The organism is uncultured Paraglaciecola sp. (assembly GCF_913020055.1).
Taxonomy (GTDB): domain Bacteria; phylum Pseudomonadota; class Gammaproteobacteria; order Enterobacterales; family Alteromonadaceae; genus Paraglaciecola.
The window spans coordinates 1-24,067 of the sequence record NZ_CAJWCF010000054.1; the positions used below are offsets into that span (position 1 = coordinate 1).

Genomic DNA, 24,067 nt, shown 5'->3' on the forward strand with positions numbered 1-24,067 from the left:
AAGAACGTAATTCGTGCTGAAATCAGCAAGAAGAGACAGGTATTGCGTTGACATATCGGGAGCGTCCATATATGTCTTATTTATTTTGTGATAATAAAAATGTTATATATTTCATACGATCTTCCTTAATCAAACTAACGCCCCAATAAGCCGACGAAAAGAGCGCAGCGAGTTGAGGTCAGATTAATTGGATTGTTATGTGCCATCACGCTATACTGTACAAATAAACGTACATGAATACTTTGGAGTCCAATATGGATGCAATAAGCTATACAGCAGCTAGAGCAAATTTAGCAAACACAATGGCGCATGTTTGTAATGACCATGCGCCTGTTATTATAACTCGTAAAAGTGAAGCTCCTGTTGTGATGATGTCTCTAGAAGACTATAACGCAATGCAAGAAACCACATATCTACTCAGATCTCCAGCTAATGCTAGAAGCTTGCTTGACTCTATTGCCGAACTTGAAGCAGGCAATGGAACCCAAAGAGAGCTTATCGAGTGAAACTTACCTTTTCAACTAAGGCATGGGAACAATATCTATACTGGCAGACAGCAGACAAAAAAATACTTAAACGAATCAATTTGCTAATTAAAGATATCCAAAGAACACCAAATGAGGGTATTGGAAAACCTGAACCTTTAAAACACGGGTTATCAGGGTATTGGTCTCGTCGAATTAATGATGAACATCGCATCGTATACAAACAGCAAGATGATACAATTCTAATTGCTCAACTGCGCTACCACTACGGCACATAACGCCCAAATAACAGGCTAAAAACGTTTGGCTATACTAGCGAACGAAGTGAGCCGAGCCAAACATTTTTAGTCTTTGTTGATTTGCTTGTTAGGTGCAATTTGTTATGATTGTATTACTATGTATAACAAAGGATGCCAAATGAAAACAGAAATGTTAAGTACACGCATTGATCATGATACCAAATTGGCTTTTACACATGTTTGTGATGAGGTTGGCTTAAGCCCGTCGCAGGCAATAAAATTGTTTGCTAAAGCTGTAATTAATTATGGTGGTATACCATTTGAGTTGCGTTCGAAAACTCCTAACTCTAAAACACTCGAAGCTATACAAGAGCTAGAAAGTGGAAGTGGTAAAATCGTCAACGACGTCGAACAACTATTTAAAGAGTTGGGAGCCAATAATACTTAAATGTATAAATTAGAATATTCGACCCAATTCAAGAAGGACTTTAAGAAAATAACTAAGCTATCAATACCTGATGTGATTGAAGTTGGTCACGTTATTACGACTCTGCAACAAGGTAAATCATTAGCAAAAAAATACGTTGATCATGCGCTGACTGGAAATTGGTCAAACTATCGTGATTGTCACGTAAAACCTGACTTAGTTTTAATTTTTAAAATTGAAAGTGAGACTCTTAAATTAGCTAGAATAGGCTCCCACAGTGAACTATTCCGGTAGCACCTAACGCCTACAATAACGGGAAAAACTGAGCGATAGCGAGGTTATTTCCCAGTGAGTGAAGCGAATGTTGTTTATTGTTTTGTTAGGTATTTTGATTTCGTTGCCACAAATATAACGCCCCAGCCAAAGTACCCGTTGGAAAACTAAGCAATATTACAACAGAAACGGGTAACGCAAATTTATGCACCGCATCATTATTTTTAAGCAAATATATACCACACAAAAATGCCAAAAAGCCTATAGCAATAAGTAAGTTAACAAAAATAAGTGCAAGCAGTGATATGCCTGATAGTGAGGTGAAAAATTTAATCACATAAGCGTATGACAAAATAAGACCAAGTACATTAAATACACCATAGATACTTAAAGCCCAACCGGAAGGCTGGTATCGATTTTCCATTTTAAAAACTCTCCATATTCAAGAAAATACCTAACGCTTTAGTGTTTGTACGGCGTGCTTTTGCCGTATAAACCTGTGTTGAACGGGTTGTATACCGCGTCTCTAATTGTTGGTTTGATTTATGCTATAGGAATTTGTAATTTTTGCAAAGGTGAGGTGAGCGACTAATTTGTGGAAAATGTTTACGATCACCTGTTTTTTTATTCATTATTTTCTATTTCTCACGTCGATTGTGGGCCCTTTTTAATCTGTATTATAGCCAACTGGCAATTCAGACAACAAGTCATCCACCGAATAACATTTTCGGTATTAAATCAGCCATCATGTGCTCTGTTAAATTGAATCAGCCGGTTAAACGATAGACCTCTCCTGTGTTGTGTAGATGAGCCGGTAATGCATTCAATCCCACCAACAATAATTCCCCTTGTTTACATTTAGGGCATGCCCAATGATGGCTACAAGGTTCGGGTGGTGAGTCCTTTTTATTTGGTGTGTCACCCTGTGTTTGTTCCTGAATGAGTGTGAGTTTCTTGCCCCGACAACAATTGGATAAAAACCCATAGTGCCTTACTCGCATAAACCCCTTGGGCAGGATATGGCTTAGATAACGCCGAACAAACTCAATCCCACTTAACGTCATCGTCTTCAGTCCTTTAAGTTGCCGATAGTCTCTGTAATAAAACGTGACGCTTTGCTCATCAACACTGCGCAAGCGGGTCTCACTGAGCATCCCTTTTTGCGTATAACGGGATAAATACTTAATGACCGTTTCGGGCTTGGTTAGACATGCCTTGCTGTACACGCACCAAGGCATAGACATCAGCTTATCCGCGTCTGGAATACTGACCTTACGCGACCTTAATGCCTCAAACATTTTTGCTTTAAACACACGTGACAAGGCTTTCACCGGAAACAGGTAATCGGTTTTCACTGACTGCCAATGGTTAGCCGCATCTAATACGCCTCCTGGCACCAGACAATGCATATGAATATGCTGGCTTAAAGTTTGCCCCCACGTATGTAACACCATCGTTATCCCTAATTGGCCCTTAAGGCGTTTACGGTTATGGGCAAACTTATCTAACGTCTTTGAAACAGCCTCAAACAGTGCACTGTACAGCTCAGATTGTGCATAATGGGTGATGACATTTAATTCATGGGGCAAGGTGAACACTAAGTGAAAATACCGCGTGTTAATCACTTGGGCTTTCTGATCCTCTACCCATTGCTGCGTTTTTTGCCCTTGGCATCGGGGGCAGTGACGATCCCGACAAGAGCAATAATGTATTTGTTCATAATCGCAACGATTACACTGCCATTGTTGGGTGCCTAGTTTGGCGGTGCGACAGTCCATAATATGTTGGCAGCTCTTTGCTTGTTGATAACTTAAGGCATGCTGCTGTCTATACGCTGGCAGAAACTGCGCCAGTATATCCGACACATGATATCGCTTAACCATTTCACACCTCCCATCCAGCTAAGAGGTCGCGCCCTTGATTGGAGAGTTCGGGTAACCAATGTAAATACCTTGATGTCGTGCGTACATCGTTGTGTCCGAGTTGATGCTGTAATTGATGCAATGGCATCCCCGCTTCTAATTGATGGGTAGCGTAAGCATGTCGGAAGCTGTGTGGGCTGCATCGTTTGTCAATTCCCGCGATCTGTAGGGTAGCTTTTAGTTTCTTTCTAAGTGACGAAGCGCCTATAGGGTAATTCCCTCGAAAGCTGGTCGGAAACAACCAGTCTCTAGGATGAGCATGACACCAATAGCGCCTTAACTGCTGGATCAGCGAAGGGGGAATGACCACAAAGCGATCTTTGTTACCTTTCCCTTGCCTGATCTTAAACGTGCGGCGTTCCCCATCAATATCTTGCACTTTTAGATTCAAAAGCTCACTAATGCGAAGCCCACAACCGTAAAGTACGGATAACATCACACGGTATTTTTCTGGTGTGCAGTGTTGGATAATGCTCTGTACTTCCGCTCGCGAAAGTAACTCCGGTATCTTGTATTGTTTCTTCGGCCAGCCTACTTTGATGGCAAACTCACGGTGCAGCACATTGGCATATAGAAAATGGATTGCATTAAGTTTTAAGGCGATGGTTGCCCTTGATAGTTTCTTGTCTAACGAGAGATGTCTGAAATAGGCACTAAGGGCTTCATCAGATATGGCGGTAATGGGTTGGTCAAAATAGCGAATTAAATGATCATTCGCAGCCAAATAGGCGCAAAGGGTCTTTTGCGAATAGCCTCTGGCATTAATTTCATCACTGAGTTGTTGCAATAAGATGTTCATCACTTATCTCCTTCGATTAAGGGGGACAATTCCCATCGATAAGTGTGGTTCATATTTTAAGGGGGGGGAGGCTCCGCAACGCGGCTTAGTTCAACGCTTATTATCGAGTATGTCGTATATGTAACTGCTCGAATTGTATTTTATTATCATTATTTTTAGTGCTTACCTTTTGATCTAATTACGTATTTTATACTTCTGATTCCGCAAAAAAACGGAAAGTTCAAAAAACAAAAGGAGCCAGAATTTAACGCGACTTTAATGCTTCCTATTAAAAACTATGTGAAAAATATTTTCCATAGTTAAATGAGTAACTTACCTTTTTTTCTAACAACAAAGCGAGACCTACAGAATTTACATAGTAGGAAGCAAAGCGCGTTTTACTTTATTATTTTCATTATACCTGTGTTTATTGACGGTACATTTGATTGACGGCCTTACTCTACAATAATTCTGTTATTTAGATTTGTTCACCCGATGATCTGTTTTTCGCCTATTTAAGTCAGTCGACTACTTTTTAAATATGTGGGGCTTATTAAGAACTAATTAGATTACCCAATCTATTTTAAATACCTTGCTAATCTGCTGTTGATTGACAACAATCACCAGCAGAAATTAAATTGTTTTATAAAATCATCAATGCAATCAAAATCAAGCAATATTTTACGTCAGTACTTTCCCTTCTTTGCCAGTCCAAACACACGCACTAGTGTGTATTTGGATAGCGCGGCTACCAGTCAAAAATTACAGTCGGTTATCGACGTTACCCAGCAGTACTATCAAGAGCGCACAGCGAATGTGCATCGCTCTAGTCATCAGTTAGCGGCCAGTGTGACTGAGCAGTTTGAACAGTCACGCACAACTATTCAGCACTTTATCGGCGCTAACAGCCACAAAGAAATTGTGTGGACCAAAGGCGCCACTGAAAGCATTAATCTTGTGGCCAGTGGACTGGCTAAAAGTCACTTTAAATCCGGCGACAGTATTCTGATCTCTGCACTTGAGCATCACTCTAATATTGTGCCTTGGCAGCAAATTGCAGAAACACATGAGCTGCTACTTAAGGTGATGCCGGTTGACGCTGCTGGTGTGCTGAAACTAGAAGAATCATTAGCATTGATTGATTCTACAACTGCTTTGGTTGCAGTAGGGCATGTGTCTAATGCGTTGGGTAATATCAATCCAATTTTAGAGATTATTAACAAAGCTAAAAAAGTGCGTGCGTTAACGCTAATAGACGGTACTCAAGCCGTCAGCCACCTAGCGGTGAATGTGCAACAGCTGGATTGCGATTTTTATGTGTTTAGCGGGCATAAAATGTTTGGCCCAACGGGCATTGGGGTTTTATACGGTAAATACGCTTTGCTTGAACAATTACCGCCTTATCAGTTAGGTGGTGAGATGATTGAAAAAGTCAGTTTCGCAGGCACAACCTTTCAACCACCACCGTTAAAATTTGAAGCCGGCACGCCAAACATCGCGGGTGTGTTGGGAATAGCAGTGGCCGCTGAGTTTATTCAACAAAATAGAACGGCCATGTTTGAGCACGAACATGACTTGTATCAGCAATTGCTTGGGACCTTGTCAGCTATCCCGCAAGTTAAGTTGTGGGGTGACAGGGTTAACAGCATTTGTGTGCAATCATTTACGGTACAAGGCGTGAGTCATTACGACTTGGCTGTGTTGTTAGATAAACACAATATTGCCGTCAGGGTAGGGCATCACTGCGCTATGCCGTTAATGCATGCACTAGGAATTGATGGCACCATTAGGGTGTCTTTGGCTGTGTACAATAACCATTCTGACATTGAAACTTTTGCTGCAGCGCTTATTGAATGTATTAGTTTGTTAACTGAGCCTGCCACTGAAGTAGAAGTTAACCCTAATTTATACTTAGATGAGCAAACCATATCGGCGCCGCTTGCTCTGTCAATTAAACAAGCAAAAAGCTGGGATCAAACCTACAGGCAACTGATGTTAGCGGGTAAAGGTTTAGACAGGCTGCAAGACCAATTTAAAACGGATAACAGCGCAGTACATGGCTGTGAAAGCCAAGTTTGGATACGCTGTCTTATTCAAGACAATAAGTTAATGATTGCAGGTGATTCAGCAAGTAAAATTGTACGTGGTTTATTAGCTGTGATATTCGAAGCCTTGTCAGGTAAAACACCTGATCAAGTATTAACCTTTAATTTGGCTGATTACCTAGACACATTACATTTAGGTAAACACCTAAGCCAGTCTAGAGGTAACGGGTTATCTGCGGTAGTCGACAAAATATTTGAATTCTGCCGCCTTCACTCGTCAGATCAACAAGGGTAGATAGCAATAATGAGTCAGCAAAAACCTTTGTCACTTAGCAAAATCCTATCTGTGGTTGTGCTCATTATACTGTTGTCAGTGTTGGGTTATTACGGCAATAAAACAGTGCAGAGTTACTTAGGGCAACAAGCCATAGATAAAACTGGATTAGAGATACGTTCTTTAGAGCAAGCATTGGCGCTAGCGAAAGGTTCAAACAAATTAGTATTAGCTGATATGTCTGCTATTTGGTGCCCATCCTGTCGTAAATTAGACCAACAAGTGTTCTCTGACCAACAAGTTAAAACGCGGATTAATCAACATTTTGTGTACGCCCGAATAGAATACGATTCAGCAGCGGGGCAGACCTTTATGCAACACTATCAAGTCACTGGTTTTCCGACTTTATTAGTACTAAATGCAGACGGTGAAAAACTAGTACAGTTACCAGTTAGTTATCAACCCTTACCTTTTATGGCGACATTGGCCAAGGTTGTTAATGCAAGTCTCTAGTGTTTTGTTTTAACTTTTATTAGGAATATTTGTGAAAATTTATAATTTATTAGCGTGGGTAATACTTTTCGTCATGACCTTTAGTAGCCAAACCACTGCCAGCACTAAGCCGGTGCTGGTCAAAGTATTTATCGCCGCCATGTTTGAAATAGGCGCAAATTCAGGTGATAAAGCGGGTGAGTTTCAGCATTGGTACCAAAGGTATTTTAAAGACAGTCGGTCAATTACGGTCAAAGGTGCGCTTAAGCCAATTTACTGTAATAACAATGGTGTATGCGGCGCTGTGTTAGGAATGGGCAAAGTGGCGTCATCCGCTTCTATGCAGGCCATTTTACTTAACAACAAATTTGATTTTTCCAGCAGTTATTTCATTCTAAGCGGTGTGGCTGGCACACCACCTTCACAAGGAACTATTGGGGATGTCAGTTGGGGCAGTTGGTTAATTGATTACGACTTAGGCCATCGTTGGGCACCTGAAGAAGGAGAGCTGGGAGCGGCGACTTTTATGCCCCGCAAAGGATACGAAAACATTCGCCGTTATCAACTTAACCCGTTATTGGTTAACTGGAGTATGGCATTGACGAGTGATGTCACTCTCAAAGATTCACCACAAGCGCAAAGCTACCGTATGCGTTACCCGCAAGCCACTGCCAGGCGATTGCCTAAAGTGCTAACAGGCACACATATGACAGGTGATACGTTTTTTCATGGGCCAGGGCTGTCGAAAGAAGCGCAATACATCACAGAGTTATATGGCGCGGATGATTACGTGGCGACTGAAATGGAAGCAGCAGCTATCACTCAAGTGATTAGTCGAACTCATGGCACACAACGGATTTTGAGTTTACGTGGATCAGTCAATTTTGACCAAGGCAACCCAAATGAAACGACCCTAGCACACCTAGATCCCGCACCCGGTGAAACCGCAGGTGGCTTTGCCGAAACAGTTGAAAATATTGTATTAGTGGGTGCAAAGGTGACAGATCATGTCGTGAAAAACTGGGCGGTTTGGCAGCAGGGTGTACCAGCACCCAAGTAACACTATTAGCTAGCGATTTTTTGCCTCAATCCACTGCGACATATACTGCGTGCTTTTAAGCTGGTGATGTTGCAGCATCTGGCCAATAAAGTTGTTAGTGCGATGATTGTTTAGGTTGTTTTGTATATCAGCAATACAAACAAGCAACTTGGCTTGGATAGTCTCTTTGTCAAAATTGGCTCTGATAAGATCATAACCTTGCCGTTGTTTTTGCTGCCATAACTCGTCTTCTTGATAAAGCTTTACTGCGTGATTAGCAAAATGTATGGCCGCTTCTTGATCACTATTAAAAACACTCAAATCTGTTGTCAGCCCAGGCCAATCTTGCCCCATGTCCATACCTTCAGTACCTATGTTTGTAGTGACGTTCGGTGTGCCACAAAGCATAGCTTCCGTTAGTTTACCTTTGATACCAGCACCAAAACGCAATGGCGCTAAACACACTTTAGCTTGTTGCATAACGTTTTTGGCATCTTCTGCCCAACCTTTGACTAAAAAGCCTTGCTTGGGATTATGTAATTGCGTGGCTTTGGGCGGCGGATAGGCACCGTAAATATGTAATTCTACTTTGGGTAATTGTTTACGTATCAACGGCCAAATGGTTTGTTTCAAATACAGCACTGCGTCCCAGTTTGGTTCATGACGAAAGTTACCAATACTGATGAAATGTTGCCTGTCTGCATAACCAATATCTGACGGAATCATGTTTTGTAGATCTAACATAAAAGGGCAGTGCAGTAAGATATGTTCGGGTACAGCGTAATGGTTTTTGAGTAATTCCAATTCATATTCTGAAATTATCAAACTTAAGTCACAGCGAAAAATGGATGCAATTTCACGTTTAGCTAAATCACTATTCAAATCTGCAGGGGTTAACGCTCTGTTTTGTTTTAAGACTTGATGTCTAGCGTGGCGAAGTGAGTGTAAATCTTCGGTATCTAATATTCGTAAAGCATCAGGGCAATGTTTAGCTACTCGCCAAGCAAACTGCTCTTCAAGCATAAAGCGATCGAACATCACTACATTAGGATTCAGTTCACTAATGAATTCATCAAAGCTACTGCGATTAAGCGCTACTGCTTGCTCAGTAATGCCTAGGTTTGTTAAATCTACTTTGTGTTCGCCTTGTTGAGCAGGGCTTGCAAAAGTGACCTGCCAACCTTGCTGTACAAACAAAGTGAGTAAGCTCAACATGTGGCTGCCAGCAGCCGATGAATTGGGCTCTGGCCAGACATAACCTAATACCAATACTTTGTTAGTTTTCACCAGAAAAACCTCACTGCTTGGCGACCTTCACACAGTTCCTACCGCCTTTTTTGGCTGCATATAAGGCTATGTCAGCTTGTTTCATTATGCTGGCAAAGTCTGAGTGTTCTTTTGTTCTATGGGCCACTCCAAAACTCGTGGTGACTTTGACTATCTTTTCTTTTGCCGGCTTTTTAGCTGATTGGTTTTTTGGTTTTGGTGGACGCGGTTTGGCTCTAAGGGCAATGTCATAATCTGCAATGGTTTGGCGCACTACCTCAACAAATGGTGTGACTTCGATAGCCGATTTTCGAGGGAAAACGATAATAAATTCTTCGCCGCCAAATCGAAATGTTTTACCGCCTCCAGTTACTTTATTTAGCTTACTCGCCACCAGTTTTAATACTTCGTCACCTACATCATGGCCATAGGTATCGTTAAACTTTTTGAAATGGTCAATATCAGACATCACCACAGTATATTTACGTCCAAGGGTTTGCACATATTGCATTAATGCTCGCCTAGAGGGGATACCTGTCAGCTCATCTTTAAAAGCCATGGTAAAGCTGTCTTTAAGTACTGAATAGCAGAACAAGCTGGCTAAGCTAAGCATGCTGATTAAAGTAAAGTCGGCATCAGGGTATATCTGCATTAATGCACTTAACAGCAAAGCAAAAAACAAAGCGTTATGAGTGTTATCGGTTCTGAATAGTAGCCTTACCAAGCCAATTACTAATCCCATAATTAACAACAGGCTATTGAAAGGGGTAACGAGGGAACGAATATCCGGGGATAGTTGAAATAACAAACTGTCTAGGGAACTCAACCATGTTTGGCTGGCTATTTGTAGAAGGGGAATGGCTATCCAACTGAATACAAATAACAGCAGTAAAACAGCTATGCTGAAACATAAATTAATAGCGGAGAAACCTTTGTCTCGGCTATACAGCAAAAATACAAAACCACACAAAATACCCGCGTATCTGATGTCTAATAGTTCAGCTGTTAATGCCAGTTGTTTATCAGCAGCTATCAACATCATTAGCAAACAGGCGTAAACTAAGCGGCTTCGACCAAACTGCCAAGCAATAATTCCCGCAATAGTCAAACTGGCATAACTCATCCACCAAAGATTAACTAACCAACTTTGAAATAACGTGGTGTAGAAAAAATAGGCACCAAACAAAGCACTAAAAAACAATAATGTGGGCAGGAACAACCAACAAAAGTTGGTTAAACGATATAATACGGGCGATATCTTAGTGATCAACTACAAGACTCACTTTACAAAAGGTTTAAAAGGACAGCTATTGTAAGTGAAAATACCCAGCGGTATAAGTCTTTGTGATAATGTGTTTTAAACAAATTTGAACAAAGCGCTAGCACTTTACATGACAGATACTCGCCCATCGGAACAACACATTGTATTTGGAGCCGGATTAATCGGATGTTATTTGGGTGGTGTGCTCACAACACTAGGCTTTTCAACTGGTTTAGTATGTCGGCCTAGCGTCAAAAGTAAACTGAAATCGGGTATTAAATTAACTGATTATCAGGATCGTCAAACAAAAGCCTTAAAGGTAGATGCCATCAGTAGTGAATCACCATCGACTGAAGTCTTGCCCATTAAACAGGCGGACTTCTTGTGGCTTACCGTTAAATGCACGGGTATTGAACAGGCTATTGTCGACATCACTCCATGGGTAAATAAAGGCACAGTGATTTTATGTTGTCAGAACGGTTTAGGGTCAGACGCGGGTGTAAAACAAGCTTTTCCAGATAATATAGTTTTGCGAGTAATGGTGCCTTTTAATGTGGTTGAGTTGTCACCAGGACATTATCATCGTGGTTCCGAGGGCGATATGACTATTGAACACACCGACAGTACCTTTGAATTGGTTAATTCACTCTTGGCAAAACTGAACTCGGAATTGTTACCTATTAAAACCACCAACGATATGCACGGGTTGTTATGGGCTAAGTTGCAATTAAACCTTGGTAACAGTGTTAATGCTTTAGCCGATATCCCAGTAAAAGCGATGTTGGAGCAACGGGCATATCGTAAAGTCATTGCTTTACTGATGCAGGAGTTATTAGTTGTTACGGATGGTTTAGGTTTGAAATTGCCTAAGATTACAGCTTTGCCAGCTCATTTAATCCCGAAGGTCTTGGGGCTACCAAATTTTATTTTTACTCGTCTTGCAAATAAAATGTTAGAAATTGACCCCAACGTTCGTTCATCCATGTGGTGGGATGTTTCACAGGGGAAACCTACCGAAATAGAGCACATAAACGGCGCTATTTTAAAACATGCAAAGGGTTTAAACATTGTTTGTCCTGCCAATGAGAAAATCAGTTTGTTAATTAGGCAACTAAGTAGCGAAGCAGACGTTCCCGTTGAGCAGAGACCACCTATAGCTGCAGAGACTCTTTTGGCTTGGGTTACACAAAAATGAAATATTGGATTGTAGTTATTTTTACACTCGTCATTTTTAGTAGCTGTTCATTGAATGACATAAATAGCAGCGTACAAACAGTTGATATGGGTAAATTCCCTGGCTTAAGAATTATCCAAATCGCTTCAGTGAACTACCCAGAATCAATAGCAGTTGCTAATAATTCGCGGTTTTTTTCAGACAAAGATAAAGATAACTTTAGTGACTCATTAATTCAGTCACTAAAAAGATCTGATGTTCGTGTATTACCTTCAGCTCAAACCAAAATACATATAGATTTTATCAACCTTGCTACGCAAAAAGATTCAACTGGCTCGCCGATAACATTGGCTGCCAATGTTATCGTGAGTAGAAATGGCATCATTACCAGAAAGACGATTGAAATTAGCAGCAAGGCTAAGCGTAATGTTGGCGCAACAAAAAGTAATAGTGTAAAAATGTTTCTTCAGGAGTTGGGCAACTTACTCAGAGAACAATCGTCGTTTAAGCGATAGGGCATGTTTAGGTTTATTCTTTTACGCACTTCTTAAAACTAATCACAGTAACGTTGATAACGTGTCTGCTTTATCCATTATTCGTAGAGTTTATCAGTTGCTTTTTTCAATCCTAGGTTAGGTAAAAACTGATCTGAAATAGTTAAAATAGAATGCGGATTGTTTTTTAACTTATCATTTTCAATACATCCAGGATTGAGGGCTGTTTGTAATAAATGAATGGCCATATCAGCTAAAAGAATACGCTGTTTTTCAGGCCATTCGCCATCGCCTTTAGTCGCTGGATTATTAAGATAGCTCGTTTCTACCAAACTATGTAATTCCCAGCTTTTTTTAAGTATCTCTTCACTATTACTCTTATTAACAGCCTGTCTCTCCTAAAAATGGTTTGTAGCGGTAATATGCTATTTTCTAACTAATATTGACTGATTGATGCGTTTTGCGCCTCACGCTATGGTTACTGCTATACTGTACTTTGTATACTTAAAAACCAGTTAAGACGCTCGACAAATATGGCCACTCCAGTTTAAACATCAGAGCAAGGTATACAGCTCTGAACTAGTACCAATTTTTATGTTGATTGGTAAAAGAGGACTACCATTAATGAACATGTATAACCCTCCTCACCCCGGTGAGTTTATTAAAGCTACTTATCTTGAACCTTGTGATTATAGTTGCCGATATTTGGCTAAACAGCTAGATGTGGCATCATCTACTCTAAACCGTATTCTTAAGGGGCAGAGTGGTATTACCCCTGAAATGGCTTTAAGGTTATCTAAGGCTTTAGGCCGTCCACCAGAAACTTGGCTGGCAATGCAAGCGAGTTATGATCTTTGGCACGCTAAGAAACATGTTAATTTACGTAATGTACATGCCGTATCGTTTGAGTCATCGTAAATAGTTTCTGCGGATATAATTTACGTAAACGTTCATGTGTGATTAATAAATCTATTACCACCCCAAAAACATTGGTTAACTTCAGAGTGCTTTTTGCATCTCACGATTGCTTAAAAAAACCGGTAGATTTTTGCGTAATTTTTCTTCTATTTGAGGCACTAAGGCCCGGTGTTTTTTATTGATAAAATGGTTTATCGCAATACTTTTGATTCTGACTATTTGAAAATCAGCGTTGAATTGTTCCTGCATTAAATCATCGATTATGAAAACGGCATATTTATAACGATCGGCCTTTAGCATTTCGGGAATACGCCAATCCATATAAGTATAGGCTTGTTGTGCTTTAAACTCACCTGGTGAAAATAGGTTTAACGCGCTATCAGAGGCTAATATAGTGATGTTTTTATTTGTTAAAATGTCTTTTGTGCAAGGTACGCCTTTAATACAAAATAATGTTAGGTTTGCTCGATTTAATTCTGGTTGTATAACAATTATATTAGGGTGGTATTTTGCTGCAATGGCTAACCTCACGACGTCAGCATCTACCACACCCTGATCAAGAAGCCGCAACCCACGTAAAGAGGGGGTAGGGATTAAAGTTGTTTCAAAACCCAACTCGGTATAAATCTCTTCAAAAAGTTTGGCGTACCCTTCAATATTCGGATACTCAATATAGGTTATTGTGAATGGTTTTGATGTTTGCGAAAAAGCATTTAATGATGGAAATGCAATTAAACAAAATATCCATGTCCAAGCTTTCAATTCTTTTTCCTCTTATTAATTAATATTTAGACAGGCATAAAGACTGACCATTTTATCAATACTTAAATTAACTATCGATTTTTCAATCTTCAATAACCTAAACACTTTAGTTATTTGAATAAATAATACGGTTTCTTCCTTGTTCTTTAGCTTGATATAGATTCTTATCCGCTAATTCAATCAAGTCATTTTCAGAGGCGTTTTTATTTGGGATAACACTAGCAATGCCAATGCTTAAACTAACGTAATTTGCTACCGAAGATTTTTCATGGGGGATATTTTCAATTTTCAACTTTTCTAAAAACAGAGTTATCTCATCAACACATGCAGCGGCAAATGTTTCGGGCAGTATCATTGCAAATTCTTCTCCACCTATTCGAGCAGCCAAGTCGGCAGGTCGACTAAAACAATTGCCCCAAAGAATCGCTATAGCTTTAAGACAATGATCACCCTTTAGGTGACCATAGTGGTCATTATATTGCTTGAAAAAGTCTATATCACCAATGACTAACGTTAATGGTTTCTCACAACGTTCACAACGTTTCCATTCGATATTGAGAGTCTGATCAAACTTTCTTCTATTCGCTAATGAAGTAAGCGAGTCATGGGTAGACTGTTGTAATAATTCTAAGTTGGTTTGACGTAATTTTTGATCCTGCATTTCATATTTGTGTAATTCTTCAAGTAGTTTTTTCCTAGGTGCAGTCATCAAATTTTGAAGCTGTATAGGTGATTTCAAAAATCGCACTAAATGTCGTTTAAATAGCCAATAGAAAAGTAACATAGGTAAGCTATAGCTAAGGGCTAAAATCAATTTACCCGTTACATTACCGATTATAATATGGCCTAAATTTTCATCGTAACCAATGGCAAATAACGGAAACAACAAACCATCCAGACATAGAATTAAAATAAATGCACAAGTATAAATAATAGAAAGAAACGAAATGTTGAAGATGAATTTACGAACTTGAATAAACAAAAACAGTAAGAATAATAACTCTACAAATATTAAACCTCCGCCAATCAATAACACTGATAACGACGTCTGGAATATGTTTGTAGAAATATTAAGGTGATTCAAGATTAGGTCTGAATCAAGCAACCAACTGTAAAGTTTAAAACTCAGATAAGTAAGTGTATTTACCAGCAAAACTAGTTTCATTATATTACTTAAAACACTGACATTACGTTCAATGATTAGCAGCATAGTAATACTCATCATAAAAGCACCAAAAGCGATACTTCCACCGGAAATAATAATGTTGTCTGTTAATTTAAACGAATAAATACTACCAAGAAGACTACCTAAAACTAATACAACGCTGATATATATGTAAAAGGCGGTTGCTCTGGATTTGGGTTTTACTGTGGTTAAGTAAAGAGGAAAAACGGAATATAAAGCAATGTTTATAATAAAAGCACTTAGAATATTCATAGCTTAATGACTTATTTGTGTTGGCGTTTTTATGATCATTAAAATATACAACACAACACTAGTAATTTGTATTTTTAAAATTAGAGCCTTTGACTAAGGCTCTTTAGTAATCAACATGCTTTACTTGTTAATTACCGAATTAGCTCTATCAAATATCCTGCACTCTGATACTAAATTTTGTTTTCTAAACTCGTTCTTTTAGTTCTCCTACCCAAAGCGCTGTTGCTCCGCATACTGCCACTGGCATAACTAAAAAATTAACGATTGGGATAAGTGAAAACACACTGACAGCAATGCCAAAGCTAAAACTTTGAGAGCGGTTAGCCTGCAAAATTCGCTTCATATCTGCAAATGATATTTTGTGGTTATCACAAGGGTAGTCACAGTATTGAATGGCCATCATCCAAGCTGAGAACATAAACCATAATACTTGACCCACAACTGGCAGAATAAAAAATAACAATAAAAACCCTATTGCCCGTGGCAAGTAATAAGTGAGCTTTGATAATTCCCGCCCTAGGGTGCGTGGGATGTCTTTGAATACATCCATCAAGCCAGTATCGTCCATAGGCTGGCCAGTCAGGTGTTGTTCGACTTTCTCCGCTAGCAAACCATTAAAAGGTGCGGCAATCCAATTCGCCAAGGTACCAAATATTAGTGCAAAGACTAATAGTATAGTGATCACAGCAATCGGCCAAATAATATAACTCAAGCCGTCTTTTAGCCAACTAAGCCATTCCCAATCCGGTATCAGGTCGGTTACCCAAATAATACTTGCGCTAATTTCGCCGAATAAAAAATAAAAAGCGGTGGAAAATAAAATAAGATTGATTGCTAAAGGGAAAAACACAAAACGTTTGAGTCCCTTGGTTCTAATTAAACTAAAGCCTTGGAAAAAATAGTCCATATCACACCTGTACTGCTTGCTGATTTATCCATCCTAATAAGATGAATTGCAGCGATTTTTCTGAAAATAGTGTCTGTTATTATACGTAACTCATAGATCGGATCAAAACGTCAATTGTTACACTTGATGACTTTTGATACATTCACTGCCTGAACTAAAAAAATAATAACAATTTTCGGAACCATTCCATCTCTATATGCGCCTAAAAAAAATCAGGTTGGCTGGGTTTAAGTCCTTTGTTGACCCAACTACCATCCCTTTTCCAGATGATATGACTGCGGTTGTCGGGCCAAATGGCTGTGGCAAATCCAATGTGATTGATGCTGTGCGCTGGGTGTTAGGTGAAAGTTCTGCTAAAAACCTGCGTGGCGATTCCATGACAGATGTTATTTTTAATGGTTCTACCGCGCGAAAGCCGGTTTCCCAATGTAGTGTTGAATTGGTGTTTGATAATTCCTCTGGGCGTATTCAAGGCGAATATGCAGGTTATAACGAATTATCTGTAAAACGTATTGTCACTAAAGATGCTCAATCAAGTTATTTGCTTAACAATACTAAGTGTCGTCGTCGTGATGTGACTGACTTATTTCTGGGTACCGGTTTAGGTCCTCGCAGTTACGCAATAATCGAGCAAGGCATGATTTCTCGATTAATTGAGTCTAAACCTCAAGAACTCAGAGTCTTTATTGAAGAAGCTGCCGGCGTTTCAAAATACAAAGAACGGCGTAGAGAGACCGAAACACGGATCCGTCATACCAAAGAAAATTTAGAACGCCTTGAAGATGTGCGCGGTGAATTAGGCCAGCAATTAGAAAAGTTGCAACGCCAAGCCACGGCCGCAAAACGTTATAAAGAACTTAAACAAAGTGAACGTCGTTATAAGGCGGAATTAGCGGCTATTAAATGGTTAAAACACAGTAAAAAAATAGGCCTTTTAGAAACCAGTATCAGCCAAAAAGATGCCGATGTTGAAGCTTATGTTGCTACCCAGCGTAATGAAGAAAAAGACATTACTGAATTTAAACAAACCCAGCAAAATTTAAAACAACAACTGACTGATATTCAGCAGCAAGTGTTTCGAGTGAGCACTGATATAACTCGCATCGAACAGAATCAAATCCATACAAAACAAAGACGCCAACAAATCGAGCAAGAATCACTAACTTTGCAAGAATCGATGACTGACAACGAACAGCATCATCAGCAAAATAGTGAAAAAATTCAGCAGTTGTCAGAACAACTAGCACTTGCTGAACCAGAAAAACAATTGTCAGAAGATCAGGTTGAACAAACTCAAAGTTTTTTACTTGAAGCAGAAGAGCAGTTTTCTCAACTACAAAATCAATGGCGTAATCAAGAACTAGAATTTAATCAACGTAAGCAACAAGCACAAAGTTGTCATGGCAAAATTCAGTCGTTAATGTCTATGCAAATACGCACACAGCAACGAATTAGTGAACTTAAAGATGAGTTAAACGAAGTCTTAGATGATGAGTTAACTAAACAAATAGAAGCTTGCCAAGAAGAAGTACTGATACTTGAAGAACAGTCTAAGCAGAGCGCTGTTAATGCAGAACAAACATTATCCATCCATCAAAGTGCGCAACTTACGCTAAAACAAACCGAACAAGGTCAGCTTAAAGTAAGAGGTGAATTGCAAAGTCTTGAAGCGCAACTGGCTGCATTAAATGCGCTGCAACTGAGCAGTGATCTTGATGAGGCAAAACAAGCGTTTATTCAAAGTCATCAGCTTAGTAGTCAATCTTGGTGGCAAACATTAGATATTGAAAATGGTTGGGAAGAAGCCTTCGAAACCATTACCCAACAATGGCAAAGTGCTATCGTGTTGGAAAACAACATTAGCCAAGATAAGTTGCTTGAGTTGTCTGGCTCAGCATGGATATTTGAAGAGAACTACACCGCCACAATACCTAATCAAAGTATCGCTACAAAATTAAACAACCACAACGTACCTACTTGGTTAACACAGGTGATGTATGCTGCTGACCTAAAGCAAGGGCTGGCCATGCTAAACGAGTTGCCAAGTTACCAAAGTGTTGTGACTCAAGATGGTTGTTGGTTAGGGCAGGGTTGGATGATAGTAGGTAGTGCTGATCAACAATCAGGTTTGTTAAAACGCGCCAACCAGATTAAACAACTAGAAACCGAACTTGAACAGGTTAAAAATAATAGTTTGGCTGTAGAAGTAACGGTAAGTGAGGCTGAGGATAAGCTTGTAGCAGCAAAACAAAATGCTGAAACAGGCAAACAGCAATCTGACCAATTTAAACTCACCTTACAGCAGACAAAACATCAGGCGCAATTGTTGCAACAACAGCAACAACAAAATATGGGCCGCAACACCCGCCTGTCACAAGAGTTAGAGCGTCAACAAGAAACCTCAAAAGAAGAGCAACAGCAGCTTGAAGAGTTGTCAGTACAGGCCGAAGAGTTGGAACAAGCGGTAGAAGTTTTGCAAGAGCAGCAATTATCTTTTGAGTTAAACCGAGAGCAACATCAGCAAAAAATTGCAGATAATCGTACTCAGTTAGAATTGGCTAAAAATAAATTACATCAGTTGGCCTTGCAGTTACAAAGTAAACAAAGTCAATATCAAGGCCTATCAGACAATCAGCAGCGTGAAACGCAACTACTAAATAATATGCAAGAGAAGTTAGCTTCACTAAAGAGCGAATTTACTGAATTAGCCATGCCACTAGAAGAACAACAAGAATCGCTGCAACAGTTTTTAGAACAAAAGGCTACCTTAGATATTCAACTACAAGCGTTAAATGACAATCTGGCGGTAGTAGACGAAAAACTTTCCATTGCTGAGAAAGGTCAGCAAGGAGTGACTGACAAAATTCAGCTTATGCTCAGTGAATTACAAAGCATTAAACTTGAATGTGAAGGCTATCGTGTCAGAGCAAACGGTGTATTAGAACAACTTCAAGAGATGCAGCAAAATCTTAAGTCCGTGTTAGAAACACTGCCAGAAGAAGCCGAAGAGAAAAGTTGGCAAAATCTACTCGATAAAACCACTGCTTCGGTCGCTAGATTAGGAGCTGTTAACCTTGCTGCCGTTGAGGAATACGATATACAAGCTGAGCGTAAACAACATCTTGATGATCAAAATGACGATTTAGTGTCTGCTCTAGATATACTAGAACAAGCTATTCGTAAAATAGATAAAGAGACCCGCACTCGTTTTAAAGAAACCTTTGACCAAGTTAACGAAGACTTGAAATTGTTATTTCCAAAAGTGTTTGGTGGTGGCATGGCTTATCTTGAACTTACTGACGATGATTTACTCGAAACAGGCGTGACTATTATGGCCAGGCCACCAGGTAAGAAAAACAGCACGATTCATTTACTTTCTGGTGGTGAAAAGGCGCTGACCGCTTTATCATTGGTATTTGCTATCTTTAGGCTCAATCCAGCACCATTTTGTTTGTTAGACGAAGTTGATGCTCCTTTAGATGACGCTAATGTGGTTCGTTTTTGTAAATTAGTCTCGGAAATGTCAAAAACGGTGCAGTTTATTTTTATTACGCACAATAAAATAGCCATGGAAATGGCTACACATTTAACCGGTGTGACAATGGCTGAGCCAGGTGTGTCACGTATGGTTGCTGTAGATGTTGATGAAGCTGTGGCGATTGCACAAGCTTAAGCGCATCCCTTTTTAATGAATTATAAAGAAGTACGAGTAAGTTAAATGGAAGCAGATGGTTTACGTTGGTCGTTATTAATAATTGGTAGTTTGGTGATTGTGGGGCTTGCCGTTCATGGTATTTGGCTATCCCGAAAAAATAGTGAGAACAAAACAAAAACCAGCAAACACAAAAAAGATCAGGAGTACCAACCTTCTGGATGGCAGTCCGATGACGACAATTTTGACGATTCAGAAAACGAAGCGAATAATGATTTTGTGGTGGATAGCGACCTCAGCTTCGATACTGCGATGGAAGATAATATTCCTGACTTTGTTGACGAGTCGACAACAGAAAATGAGTTTGATGATTTAGGTGTAGGTACCGTAAGAGTTGTATCCAGTGAAGCTAAAGTGGATACAGATACGCAAGCTGAACAAAATCCAGCAACAGATAGCCAAGCAGAACCTGAAGTTTCATCAAGTAAAATCTATGCATCTGTAGTGACTCAACCTAAGCCTGAATATGCGGCTAAATATTCGTCACTAGCAGCAGAAACGGTGGCGATTTCACAGCAGGAAAGAGAATCATCGAACAATTACCAAGGAGCACAAAAAGTGGTAGCACAACCACTTGCTAGTGCTTCATCTAATACTTTTAGCGCGAATGATAATTATCAAGCCCCAGAGCCACCCCCATTTTTACTAAAAAAATCAGCGCCAGAGCCAGAAGAAACAGTTGCTGCTAGTTTAAGTTCAAAAGAGCCAGTCAAGGTCACTCAACCAGCTGCTGCCACTGAACAAACAGTAACCGAAGAAGAACCTCATTCAACCTTGGCAGAAAAATTAAGTTTATCTGAACAGGCTCGTAATTTAGTTAAACGTAAAAAAGCCGATACCGTTAGAAAACGTCGCGAGCCGAAAATGGCCGAAGACCAAATGCGTATCGATTTTGATGAAGAACCCGTTCCAGAGCCCAAACCAAAAGAAGCCGTAAAAGCTAAAGCTGTCGAAGCTGAGCAAACACAAGAAGTATTAGTGCTGAATGTTAAGTCAGCAGATGATAACCCAATTCCCGGTTCTGCTTTGTTACCTATGCTGCTTACTTTAGGCTTTAAATTTGGTGACCAAGATATATTTCATCGACACGTTAATTCTAATGGCAAAGGACCCGTATTGTTTAGCCTAGCTAACATGTTTAAACCGGGTAATTTTGATATTGATAACCTAGAAAACTTTACTACTGGAGGTATTTCATTGTTTATGATTTTACCGATAGAAGGTGAGCCCCATCAGGTATTCAATATGATGCACAATGCCGCCAGAAAAATTGCTGAAGAATTTTCAGCGCAAATATACGATGGCAGACGAACATTGTTAACCAAACAAAGTTTGCAACAATACGTCGAAAAAATTCGTGAATTTGAACGTCAGCGCTTACTAAAAGGCTGATCAACTAAACTCCCAAATAACTATTTTGCCCTAGAATAACTATTCAGGGCAAAGCTCAACTCTCTTTTTTATTGGAATGCTTTTATGGCAGCCTCGCAAGATATTATTAAACAACTCGCATTAATTAAAACCACTATCGCAGAATATAACTATCAATATTATGTGTTAGACAACCCTAGTGTGCCCGATGCTGAATATGACAGGCAAATGCAAGCCTTACAAAGCATCGAACAAGAGTACCCAGAATTATTAACAGATGACTCGCCTAGTCAAAAAGTAGGGGACATACCCTTACCTGAATTTAAGCAAGTTGAACACGAAGTACCTATGTTGTCTTTGGATAATGCTTTTGATAGAGATTCATTTTTGGCGTTTGAAAAACGTATGCAAGACAGAATAAAAGATGACAGCGAAATTAGTTATAGCTGTGAACCTAAGTTGGATGGTCTTGCGGTTAGTTTATTATATGAAAACGGTAAGTTGGTACGCGGTGCTACTCGCGGTGACGGCAGAACCGGTGAAAATATTACGGCTAATGTACGTACTATTAAAAATATACCATTGGTACTAAGAGGCAGGGATTACCCTGAGCGTTTGGAAGTACGTGGTGAAGTGATAATGACCAGAGACGGTTTTATCAAACTCAACAAAACCCAACTAGAACAAGATAAAAAAGCCTTTGCCAACCCCAGAAATGCTGCTGCAGGCAGTTTACGTCAATTGGACTCACGTATTACCGCTAAACGTCCATTACTGTTTTTCACTTACTCACTCGGCCTTGTGGAAAATGAACAGTATCCATTAGCCGATACCCATTCAGCGCGTTTAAGACAGTTAAGTGAGTGGGGATTACCACTGAGTAAAGAATTAGACGTTGCTCAAGGAGCGGAAGCCTGTTTGGATTATTATCAACATATTGGTGAGATCCGCGATTCACTTAATTACGATATTGATGGCGTTGTTTTTAAAGCTGATAACATTGAATTACAACAAGAACTTGGGTTTGTAGCCAGAGCACCGCGCTGGGCAATTGCCCACAAGTTCCCCGCACAAGAAGAAATGACGGTTGTGCAGGATGTAGAATTTCAGGTGGGAAGAACGGGCGCCATTACCCCTGTGGCAAGACTAGAGCCGGTATTTGTAGGTGGTGTGACTGTGTCTAACGCTACTTTGCATAATCAAGATGAAATCCAACGTCTGGGGTTAAAAATAGGTGACACGGTCATTATCAGGCGGGCAGGGGATGTTATCCCTCAAGTCGTCTCGGTGATTGTTGATAAACGACCAGCAGATGCGCGAGACATCGTCTTTCCAGAAACCTGTCCTATATGTGACTCAGCCATCGAAAAGCTAGAAGATGAGGCCGTAGCCAGATGTACAGGCGGTCTTTATTGTGGCGCGCAACTGAAAGAGTCAATGAAACACTTTGCGTCACGTAAAGCATTTGATATAGATGGATTGGGCGACAAAATAATAGATCAGCTAGTCGATCAAAAATTGGTTAAAACAGCTGCTGATTTTTTTAAATTGGAATTAATCCAAATCTCCAACTTAGAGCGTATGGGCGAAAAATCTGCCGCAAACCTTATTCAATCCTTAGAAAATAGCAAACAAACAACTCTTGCTAAGTTTATGTATTCGTTGGGCATTCGAGAAGTGGGGGAAGCTACAGCAGCTAATTTGGCGGCTCACTACTGTGAGTTAGATGCAATTAAACAAGCTGATTTGGAAAGCCTACAAGAAGTAAGTGATGTGGGCGCAATTGTGGCACAGCACTTAGTCAACTTTTTTGCAGAAGAACATAACGTGCAAGTCATAGATGACTTGTTAGCAGCAGGTATTCATTGGCCTAAAATTGAAAAAGTTGAGCTGTCTTCGTTACCACTGGCAGGGCAAACTTTTGTATTAACTGGCACCTTAGCACAAATGGACAGAAATACTGCTAAGGCCACGCTTCAAGGTTTAGGCGCTAAAGTGGCGGGCAGTGTGTCGGCTAAAACCAGCTGTGTAGTAGCAGGTGAAAAGGCCGGTTCTAAGTTGGCAAAAGCAGAAGAATTGGGGGTGAAGGTTATGAGTGAGCAAGACATGTTGGATTTATTTTCTGAGCTAGAGACGTCTGTCTAGATGGAATGGATACAATCTGCACTGAATCAAGTTACTCAATGGATGCAACCCTATTATAGTGAAATTGCCTTAACCATATTGGCTACAATTTTAGTGGTATATGGTGATGTGTTTAATAAACACATCAAACGTATGATCAGTCCTTATCACTTTGTTATTCGCACCGCTGTATTTGTACTTATTTGTGCCTTTGGTTATGGGCTGCTGGTTGTTTTTGCCACACCATATGTTAAACAGCTAATTTTATGGGTGCCATATTTGTATCGTGGCTTAGCGGTTTTTATGGTTTTCCTACTTTTAGGTTATTTGGCTGAGAATCGACGTTACATTTAGAGAAACAACAGAGCTAAGGAGAGTGTGACATGTTCGGCTTTTTATTCGTGTTGATGTTTTTTTGTGATTTGGATCACGCCAATTATTTTGGTAGCAAAATCAAATCGGACTCGAGGCGGTGAAAAGGCTGCTTGGATATTACTGATCATTTTTGTATCTTGGTTAGCTTGGATTTTCTATTTACTGCTGGCTCCTCTTAAACCAAACTCCTAATATTCATCGATAGTAGCCAATATTCATCTTTTTAGTCCAAAAGGAATAATTAATACTAACTCCAATAAAGAAGTGACCGCTCAGCGAGATTTAAAGAAG

Annotated in this window: 24 protein-coding genes; 15 read left to right on the forward strand and 9 right to left on the reverse strand. The window is 39.8% G+C overall.

The annotated features are described in order from the left end of the window. Positions 1-254 precede the first annotated feature (254 nt). The 4 genes from QZ488_RS12645 (at position 255) to QZ488_RS12660 (ending at position 1,445) form a co-directional block, all read left to right on the forward strand. On the forward strand, positions 255-506 hold the full coding sequence (locus tag QZ488_RS12645; RefSeq protein ID WP_293749213.1) for a type II toxin-antitoxin system prevent-host-death family antitoxin: 252 nt from the start codon (positions 255-257) through the stop codon (positions 504-506). After that, positions 503-763 carry a Txe/YoeB family addiction module toxin gene (locus QZ488_RS12650; protein ID WP_293749215.1) on the forward strand — a complete coding sequence of 87 codons (261 nt, stop codon included), beginning with the start codon at positions 503-505 and terminating at the stop codon, positions 761-763. Before QZ488_RS12645 ends, QZ488_RS12650 begins: the two co-directional genes overlap by 4 nt. A 139-nt stretch (positions 764-902) precedes the next feature. Continuing rightward, positions 903-1,172 carry a type II toxin-antitoxin system RelB/DinJ family antitoxin gene (locus tag QZ488_RS12655; RefSeq protein WP_293749217.1) on the forward strand — a complete coding sequence of 90 codons (270 nt, stop codon included), beginning with the start codon at positions 903-905 and terminating at the stop codon, positions 1,170-1,172. Beyond that, positions 1,173-1,445 (forward strand): type II toxin-antitoxin system YafQ family toxin, encoded by a 273-nt coding sequence (locus QZ488_RS12660; protein WP_293749219.1) that lies wholly within the window; start codon positions 1,173-1,175, stop codon positions 1,443-1,445. An 85-nt stretch (positions 1,446-1,530) separates the two neighbouring features. On the opposite strand, the gene QZ488_RS12665 is transcribed toward QZ488_RS12660, so the two are convergent. The 3 genes from QZ488_RS12665 to QZ488_RS12675 all read right to left on the reverse strand — a co-directional run bounded on the left by QZ488_RS12665 (position 1,531) and on the right by QZ488_RS12675 (position 4,145). Next, positions 1,531-1,848, reverse strand: coding sequence for a hypothetical protein (locus QZ488_RS12665; RefSeq protein WP_293749221.1), 318 nt, complete (start codon positions 1,846-1,848; stop codon positions 1,531-1,533). A gap of 343 nt (positions 1,849-2,191) precedes the next feature. After that, on the reverse strand, positions 2,192-3,307 hold the full coding sequence (locus QZ488_RS12670) for an IS91 family transposase (RefSeq protein ID WP_293749223.1): 1,116 nt from the start codon (positions 3,305-3,307) through the stop codon (positions 2,192-2,194). A gap of 1 nt (position 3,308) precedes the next feature. Then, positions 3,309-4,145 (reverse strand): tyrosine-type recombinase/integrase, encoded by an 837-nt coding sequence (locus tag QZ488_RS12675; protein WP_293749225.1) that lies wholly within the window; start codon positions 4,143-4,145, stop codon positions 3,309-3,311. 636 nt (positions 4,146-4,781) lie between these two features. Here QZ488_RS12675 and QZ488_RS12680 point away from each other — a divergent pair. The 3 genes from QZ488_RS12680 to QZ488_RS12690 all read left to right on the forward strand — a co-directional run bounded on the left by QZ488_RS12680 (position 4,782) and on the right by QZ488_RS12690 (position 7,995). Then, a complete protein-coding gene (locus QZ488_RS12680) occupies positions 4,782-6,464 on the forward strand; it encodes a SufS family cysteine desulfurase (protein WP_293749227.1) in 1,683 nt (560 codons plus the stop codon). 9 nt (positions 6,465-6,473) lie between these two features. Continuing rightward, positions 6,474-6,956, forward strand: a complete 483-nt coding sequence (locus QZ488_RS12685) for a thioredoxin family protein (RefSeq protein WP_293749229.1) — start codon at positions 6,474-6,476, stop codon at positions 6,954-6,956. Between the two features lie 73 nt (positions 6,957-7,029). Then, entirely contained in the window at positions 7,030-7,995 is a 966-nt protein-coding gene (locus QZ488_RS12690) for a purine nucleoside permease (RefSeq protein ID WP_293749276.1), read from the forward strand. A 9-nt stretch (positions 7,996-8,004) separates the two neighbouring features. On the opposite strand, the gene QZ488_RS12695 is transcribed toward QZ488_RS12690, so the two are convergent. Continuing rightward, positions 8,005-9,189, reverse strand: a complete 1,185-nt coding sequence (locus QZ488_RS12695) for a glycosyltransferase family 4 protein (protein WP_293749278.1) — start codon at positions 9,187-9,189, stop codon at positions 8,005-8,007. Positions 9,190-9,271: 82 nt separating this feature from the next. Further along, positions 9,272-10,510: a GGDEF domain-containing protein gene (locus QZ488_RS12700; RefSeq protein ID WP_293749231.1), complete on the reverse strand. Its 1,239-nt coding sequence runs from the start codon at positions 10,508-10,510 to the stop codon at positions 9,272-9,274. A gap of 121 nt (positions 10,511-10,631) precedes the next feature. Here QZ488_RS12700 and QZ488_RS12705 point away from each other — a divergent pair, with 121 nt between their 5' ends. Then, positions 10,632-11,696 (forward strand): 2-dehydropantoate 2-reductase, encoded by a 1,065-nt coding sequence (locus tag QZ488_RS12705; RefSeq protein ID WP_293749233.1) that lies wholly within the window; start codon positions 10,632-10,634, stop codon positions 11,694-11,696. Further along, a complete protein-coding gene (locus QZ488_RS12710) occupies positions 11,693-12,190 on the forward strand; it encodes a hypothetical protein (protein WP_293749235.1) in 498 nt (165 codons plus the stop codon). The genes QZ488_RS12705 and QZ488_RS12710 overlap by 4 nt, the downstream gene beginning before the upstream one ends. A gap of 77 nt (positions 12,191-12,267) precedes the next feature. On the opposite strand, the gene QZ488_RS12715 is transcribed toward QZ488_RS12710, so the two are convergent. Then, the gene (locus tag QZ488_RS12715; protein WP_293749237.1) at positions 12,268-12,501 is read right to left on the reverse strand and encodes a hypothetical protein; all 234 of its coding nucleotides are present in this window, start codon (positions 12,499-12,501) and stop codon (positions 12,268-12,270) included. 292 nt (positions 12,502-12,793) lie between these two features. On the opposite strand from QZ488_RS12715, the gene QZ488_RS12720 reads away from it, so the two are divergent. Then, a complete protein-coding gene (locus QZ488_RS12720) occupies positions 12,794-13,087 on the forward strand; it encodes a HigA family addiction module antitoxin (RefSeq protein ID WP_293749239.1) in 294 nt (97 codons plus the stop codon). An 81-nt stretch (positions 13,088-13,168) separates the two neighbouring features. On the opposite strand, the gene QZ488_RS12725 is transcribed toward QZ488_RS12720, so the two are convergent. From QZ488_RS12725 to cysZ, 3 genes are all read right to left on the reverse strand, one after another. Further along, a complete protein-coding gene (locus QZ488_RS12725) occupies positions 13,169-13,849 on the reverse strand; it encodes a hypothetical protein (protein ID WP_293749241.1) in 681 nt (226 codons plus the stop codon). A 106-nt stretch (positions 13,850-13,955) separates the two neighbouring features. Beyond that, a complete protein-coding gene (locus QZ488_RS12730; protein WP_293749243.1) occupies positions 13,956-15,287 on the reverse strand; it encodes a diguanylate cyclase in 1,332 nt (443 codons plus the stop codon). Between the two features lie 184 nt (positions 15,288-15,471). Beyond that, positions 15,472-16,194: a sulfate transporter CysZ gene (gene cysZ / locus QZ488_RS12735; RefSeq protein ID WP_293749245.1), complete on the reverse strand. Its 723-nt coding sequence runs from the start codon at positions 16,192-16,194 to the stop codon at positions 15,472-15,474. A 196-nt stretch (positions 16,195-16,390) separates the two neighbouring features. Between cysZ and smc the strand changes: the two genes are divergently transcribed. The 5 genes from smc (at position 16,391) to QZ488_RS12760 (ending at position 23,968) form a co-directional block, all read left to right on the forward strand. Further along, on the forward strand, positions 16,391-19,867 hold the full coding sequence (gene smc, locus QZ488_RS12740; protein WP_293749247.1) for a chromosome segregation protein SMC: 3,477 nt from the start codon (positions 16,391-16,393) through the stop codon (positions 19,865-19,867). A gap of 45 nt (positions 19,868-19,912) precedes the next feature. After that, positions 19,913-21,298: a cell division protein ZipA gene (gene zipA / locus QZ488_RS12745; protein ID WP_293749249.1), complete on the forward strand. Its 1,386-nt coding sequence runs from the start codon at positions 19,913-19,915 to the stop codon at positions 21,296-21,298. A gap of 84 nt (positions 21,299-21,382) precedes the next feature. Next, positions 21,383-23,422 (forward strand): NAD-dependent DNA ligase LigA, encoded by a 2,040-nt coding sequence (ligA, locus tag QZ488_RS12750; protein WP_293749251.1) that lies wholly within the window; start codon positions 21,383-21,385, stop codon positions 23,420-23,422. Beyond that, a complete protein-coding gene (locus QZ488_RS12755) occupies positions 23,423-23,755 on the forward strand; it encodes a DUF3392 domain-containing protein (protein ID WP_293749253.1) in 333 nt (110 codons plus the stop codon). It begins immediately after the preceding gene. Between the two features lie 63 nt (positions 23,756-23,818). Beyond that, positions 23,819-23,968, forward strand: coding sequence for a PLDc N-terminal domain-containing protein (locus QZ488_RS12760; RefSeq protein WP_293749255.1), 150 nt, complete (start codon positions 23,819-23,821; stop codon positions 23,966-23,968). Positions 23,969-24,067 lie beyond the last annotated feature (99 nt).

What these genes read in the sequence shown, in the direction of transcription:
- QZ488_RS12685 (WP_293749229.1), top strand. Translation starts at nt 6,474, where the DNA reads ATGAGTCAGCAAAAACCTTTGTCACTTAGCAAAATCCTATCTGTGGTT.
- QZ488_RS12670 (WP_293749223.1), bottom strand. Translation starts at nt 3,307, where the DNA reads ATGGTTAAGCGATATCATGTGTCGGATATACTGGCGCAGTTTCTGCCA.
- QZ488_RS12675 (WP_293749225.1), bottom strand. Translation starts at nt 4,145, where the DNA reads ATGAACATCTTATTGCAACAACTCAGTGATGAAATTAATGCCAGAGGC.
- QZ488_RS12645 (WP_293749213.1), top strand. Translation starts at nt 255, where the DNA reads ATGGATGCAATAAGCTATACAGCAGCTAGAGCAAATTTAGCAAACACA.
- cysZ (WP_293749245.1), bottom strand. Translation starts at nt 16,194, where the DNA reads ATGGACTATTTTTTCCAAGGCTTTAGTTTAATTAGAACCAAGGGACTC.
- QZ488_RS12680 (WP_293749227.1), top strand. Translation starts at nt 4,782, where the DNA reads ATGCAATCAAAATCAAGCAATATTTTACGTCAGTACTTTCCCTTCTTT.
- smc (WP_293749247.1), top strand. Translation starts at nt 16,391, where the DNA reads ATGCGCCTAAAAAAAATCAGGTTGGCTGGGTTTAAGTCCTTTGTTGAC.
- QZ488_RS12690 (WP_293749276.1), top strand. Translation starts at nt 7,030, where the DNA reads ATGACCTTTAGTAGCCAAACCACTGCCAGCACTAAGCCGGTGCTGGTC.
- QZ488_RS12695 (WP_293749278.1), bottom strand. Translation starts at nt 9,189, where the DNA reads ATGTTGAGCTTACTCACTTTGTTTGTACAGCAAGGTTGGCAGGTCACT.
- QZ488_RS12720 (WP_293749239.1), top strand. Translation starts at nt 12,794, where the DNA reads ATGAACATGTATAACCCTCCTCACCCCGGTGAGTTTATTAAAGCTACT.
- QZ488_RS12710 (WP_293749235.1), top strand. Translation starts at nt 11,693, where the DNA reads ATGAAATATTGGATTGTAGTTATTTTTACACTCGTCATTTTTAGTAGC.
- ligA (WP_293749251.1), top strand. Translation starts at nt 21,383, where the DNA reads ATGGCAGCCTCGCAAGATATTATTAAACAACTCGCATTAATTAAAACC.
- QZ488_RS12705 (WP_293749233.1), top strand. Translation starts at nt 10,632, where the DNA reads ATGACAGATACTCGCCCATCGGAACAACACATTGTATTTGGAGCCGGA.
- QZ488_RS12660 (WP_293749219.1), top strand. Translation starts at nt 1,173, where the DNA reads ATGTATAAATTAGAATATTCGACCCAATTCAAGAAGGACTTTAAGAAA.
- QZ488_RS12665 (WP_293749221.1), bottom strand. Translation starts at nt 1,848, where the DNA reads ATGGAAAATCGATACCAGCCTTCCGGTTGGGCTTTAAGTATCTATGGT.
- QZ488_RS12655 (WP_293749217.1), top strand. Translation starts at nt 903, where the DNA reads ATGAAAACAGAAATGTTAAGTACACGCATTGATCATGATACCAAATTG.
- QZ488_RS12730 (WP_293749243.1), bottom strand. Translation starts at nt 15,287, where the DNA reads ATGAATATTCTAAGTGCTTTTATTATAAACATTGCTTTATATTCCGTT.
- QZ488_RS12755 (WP_293749253.1), top strand. Translation starts at nt 23,423, where the DNA reads ATGGAATGGATACAATCTGCACTGAATCAAGTTACTCAATGGATGCAA.
- zipA (WP_293749249.1), top strand. Translation starts at nt 19,913, where the DNA reads ATGGAAGCAGATGGTTTACGTTGGTCGTTATTAATAATTGGTAGTTTG.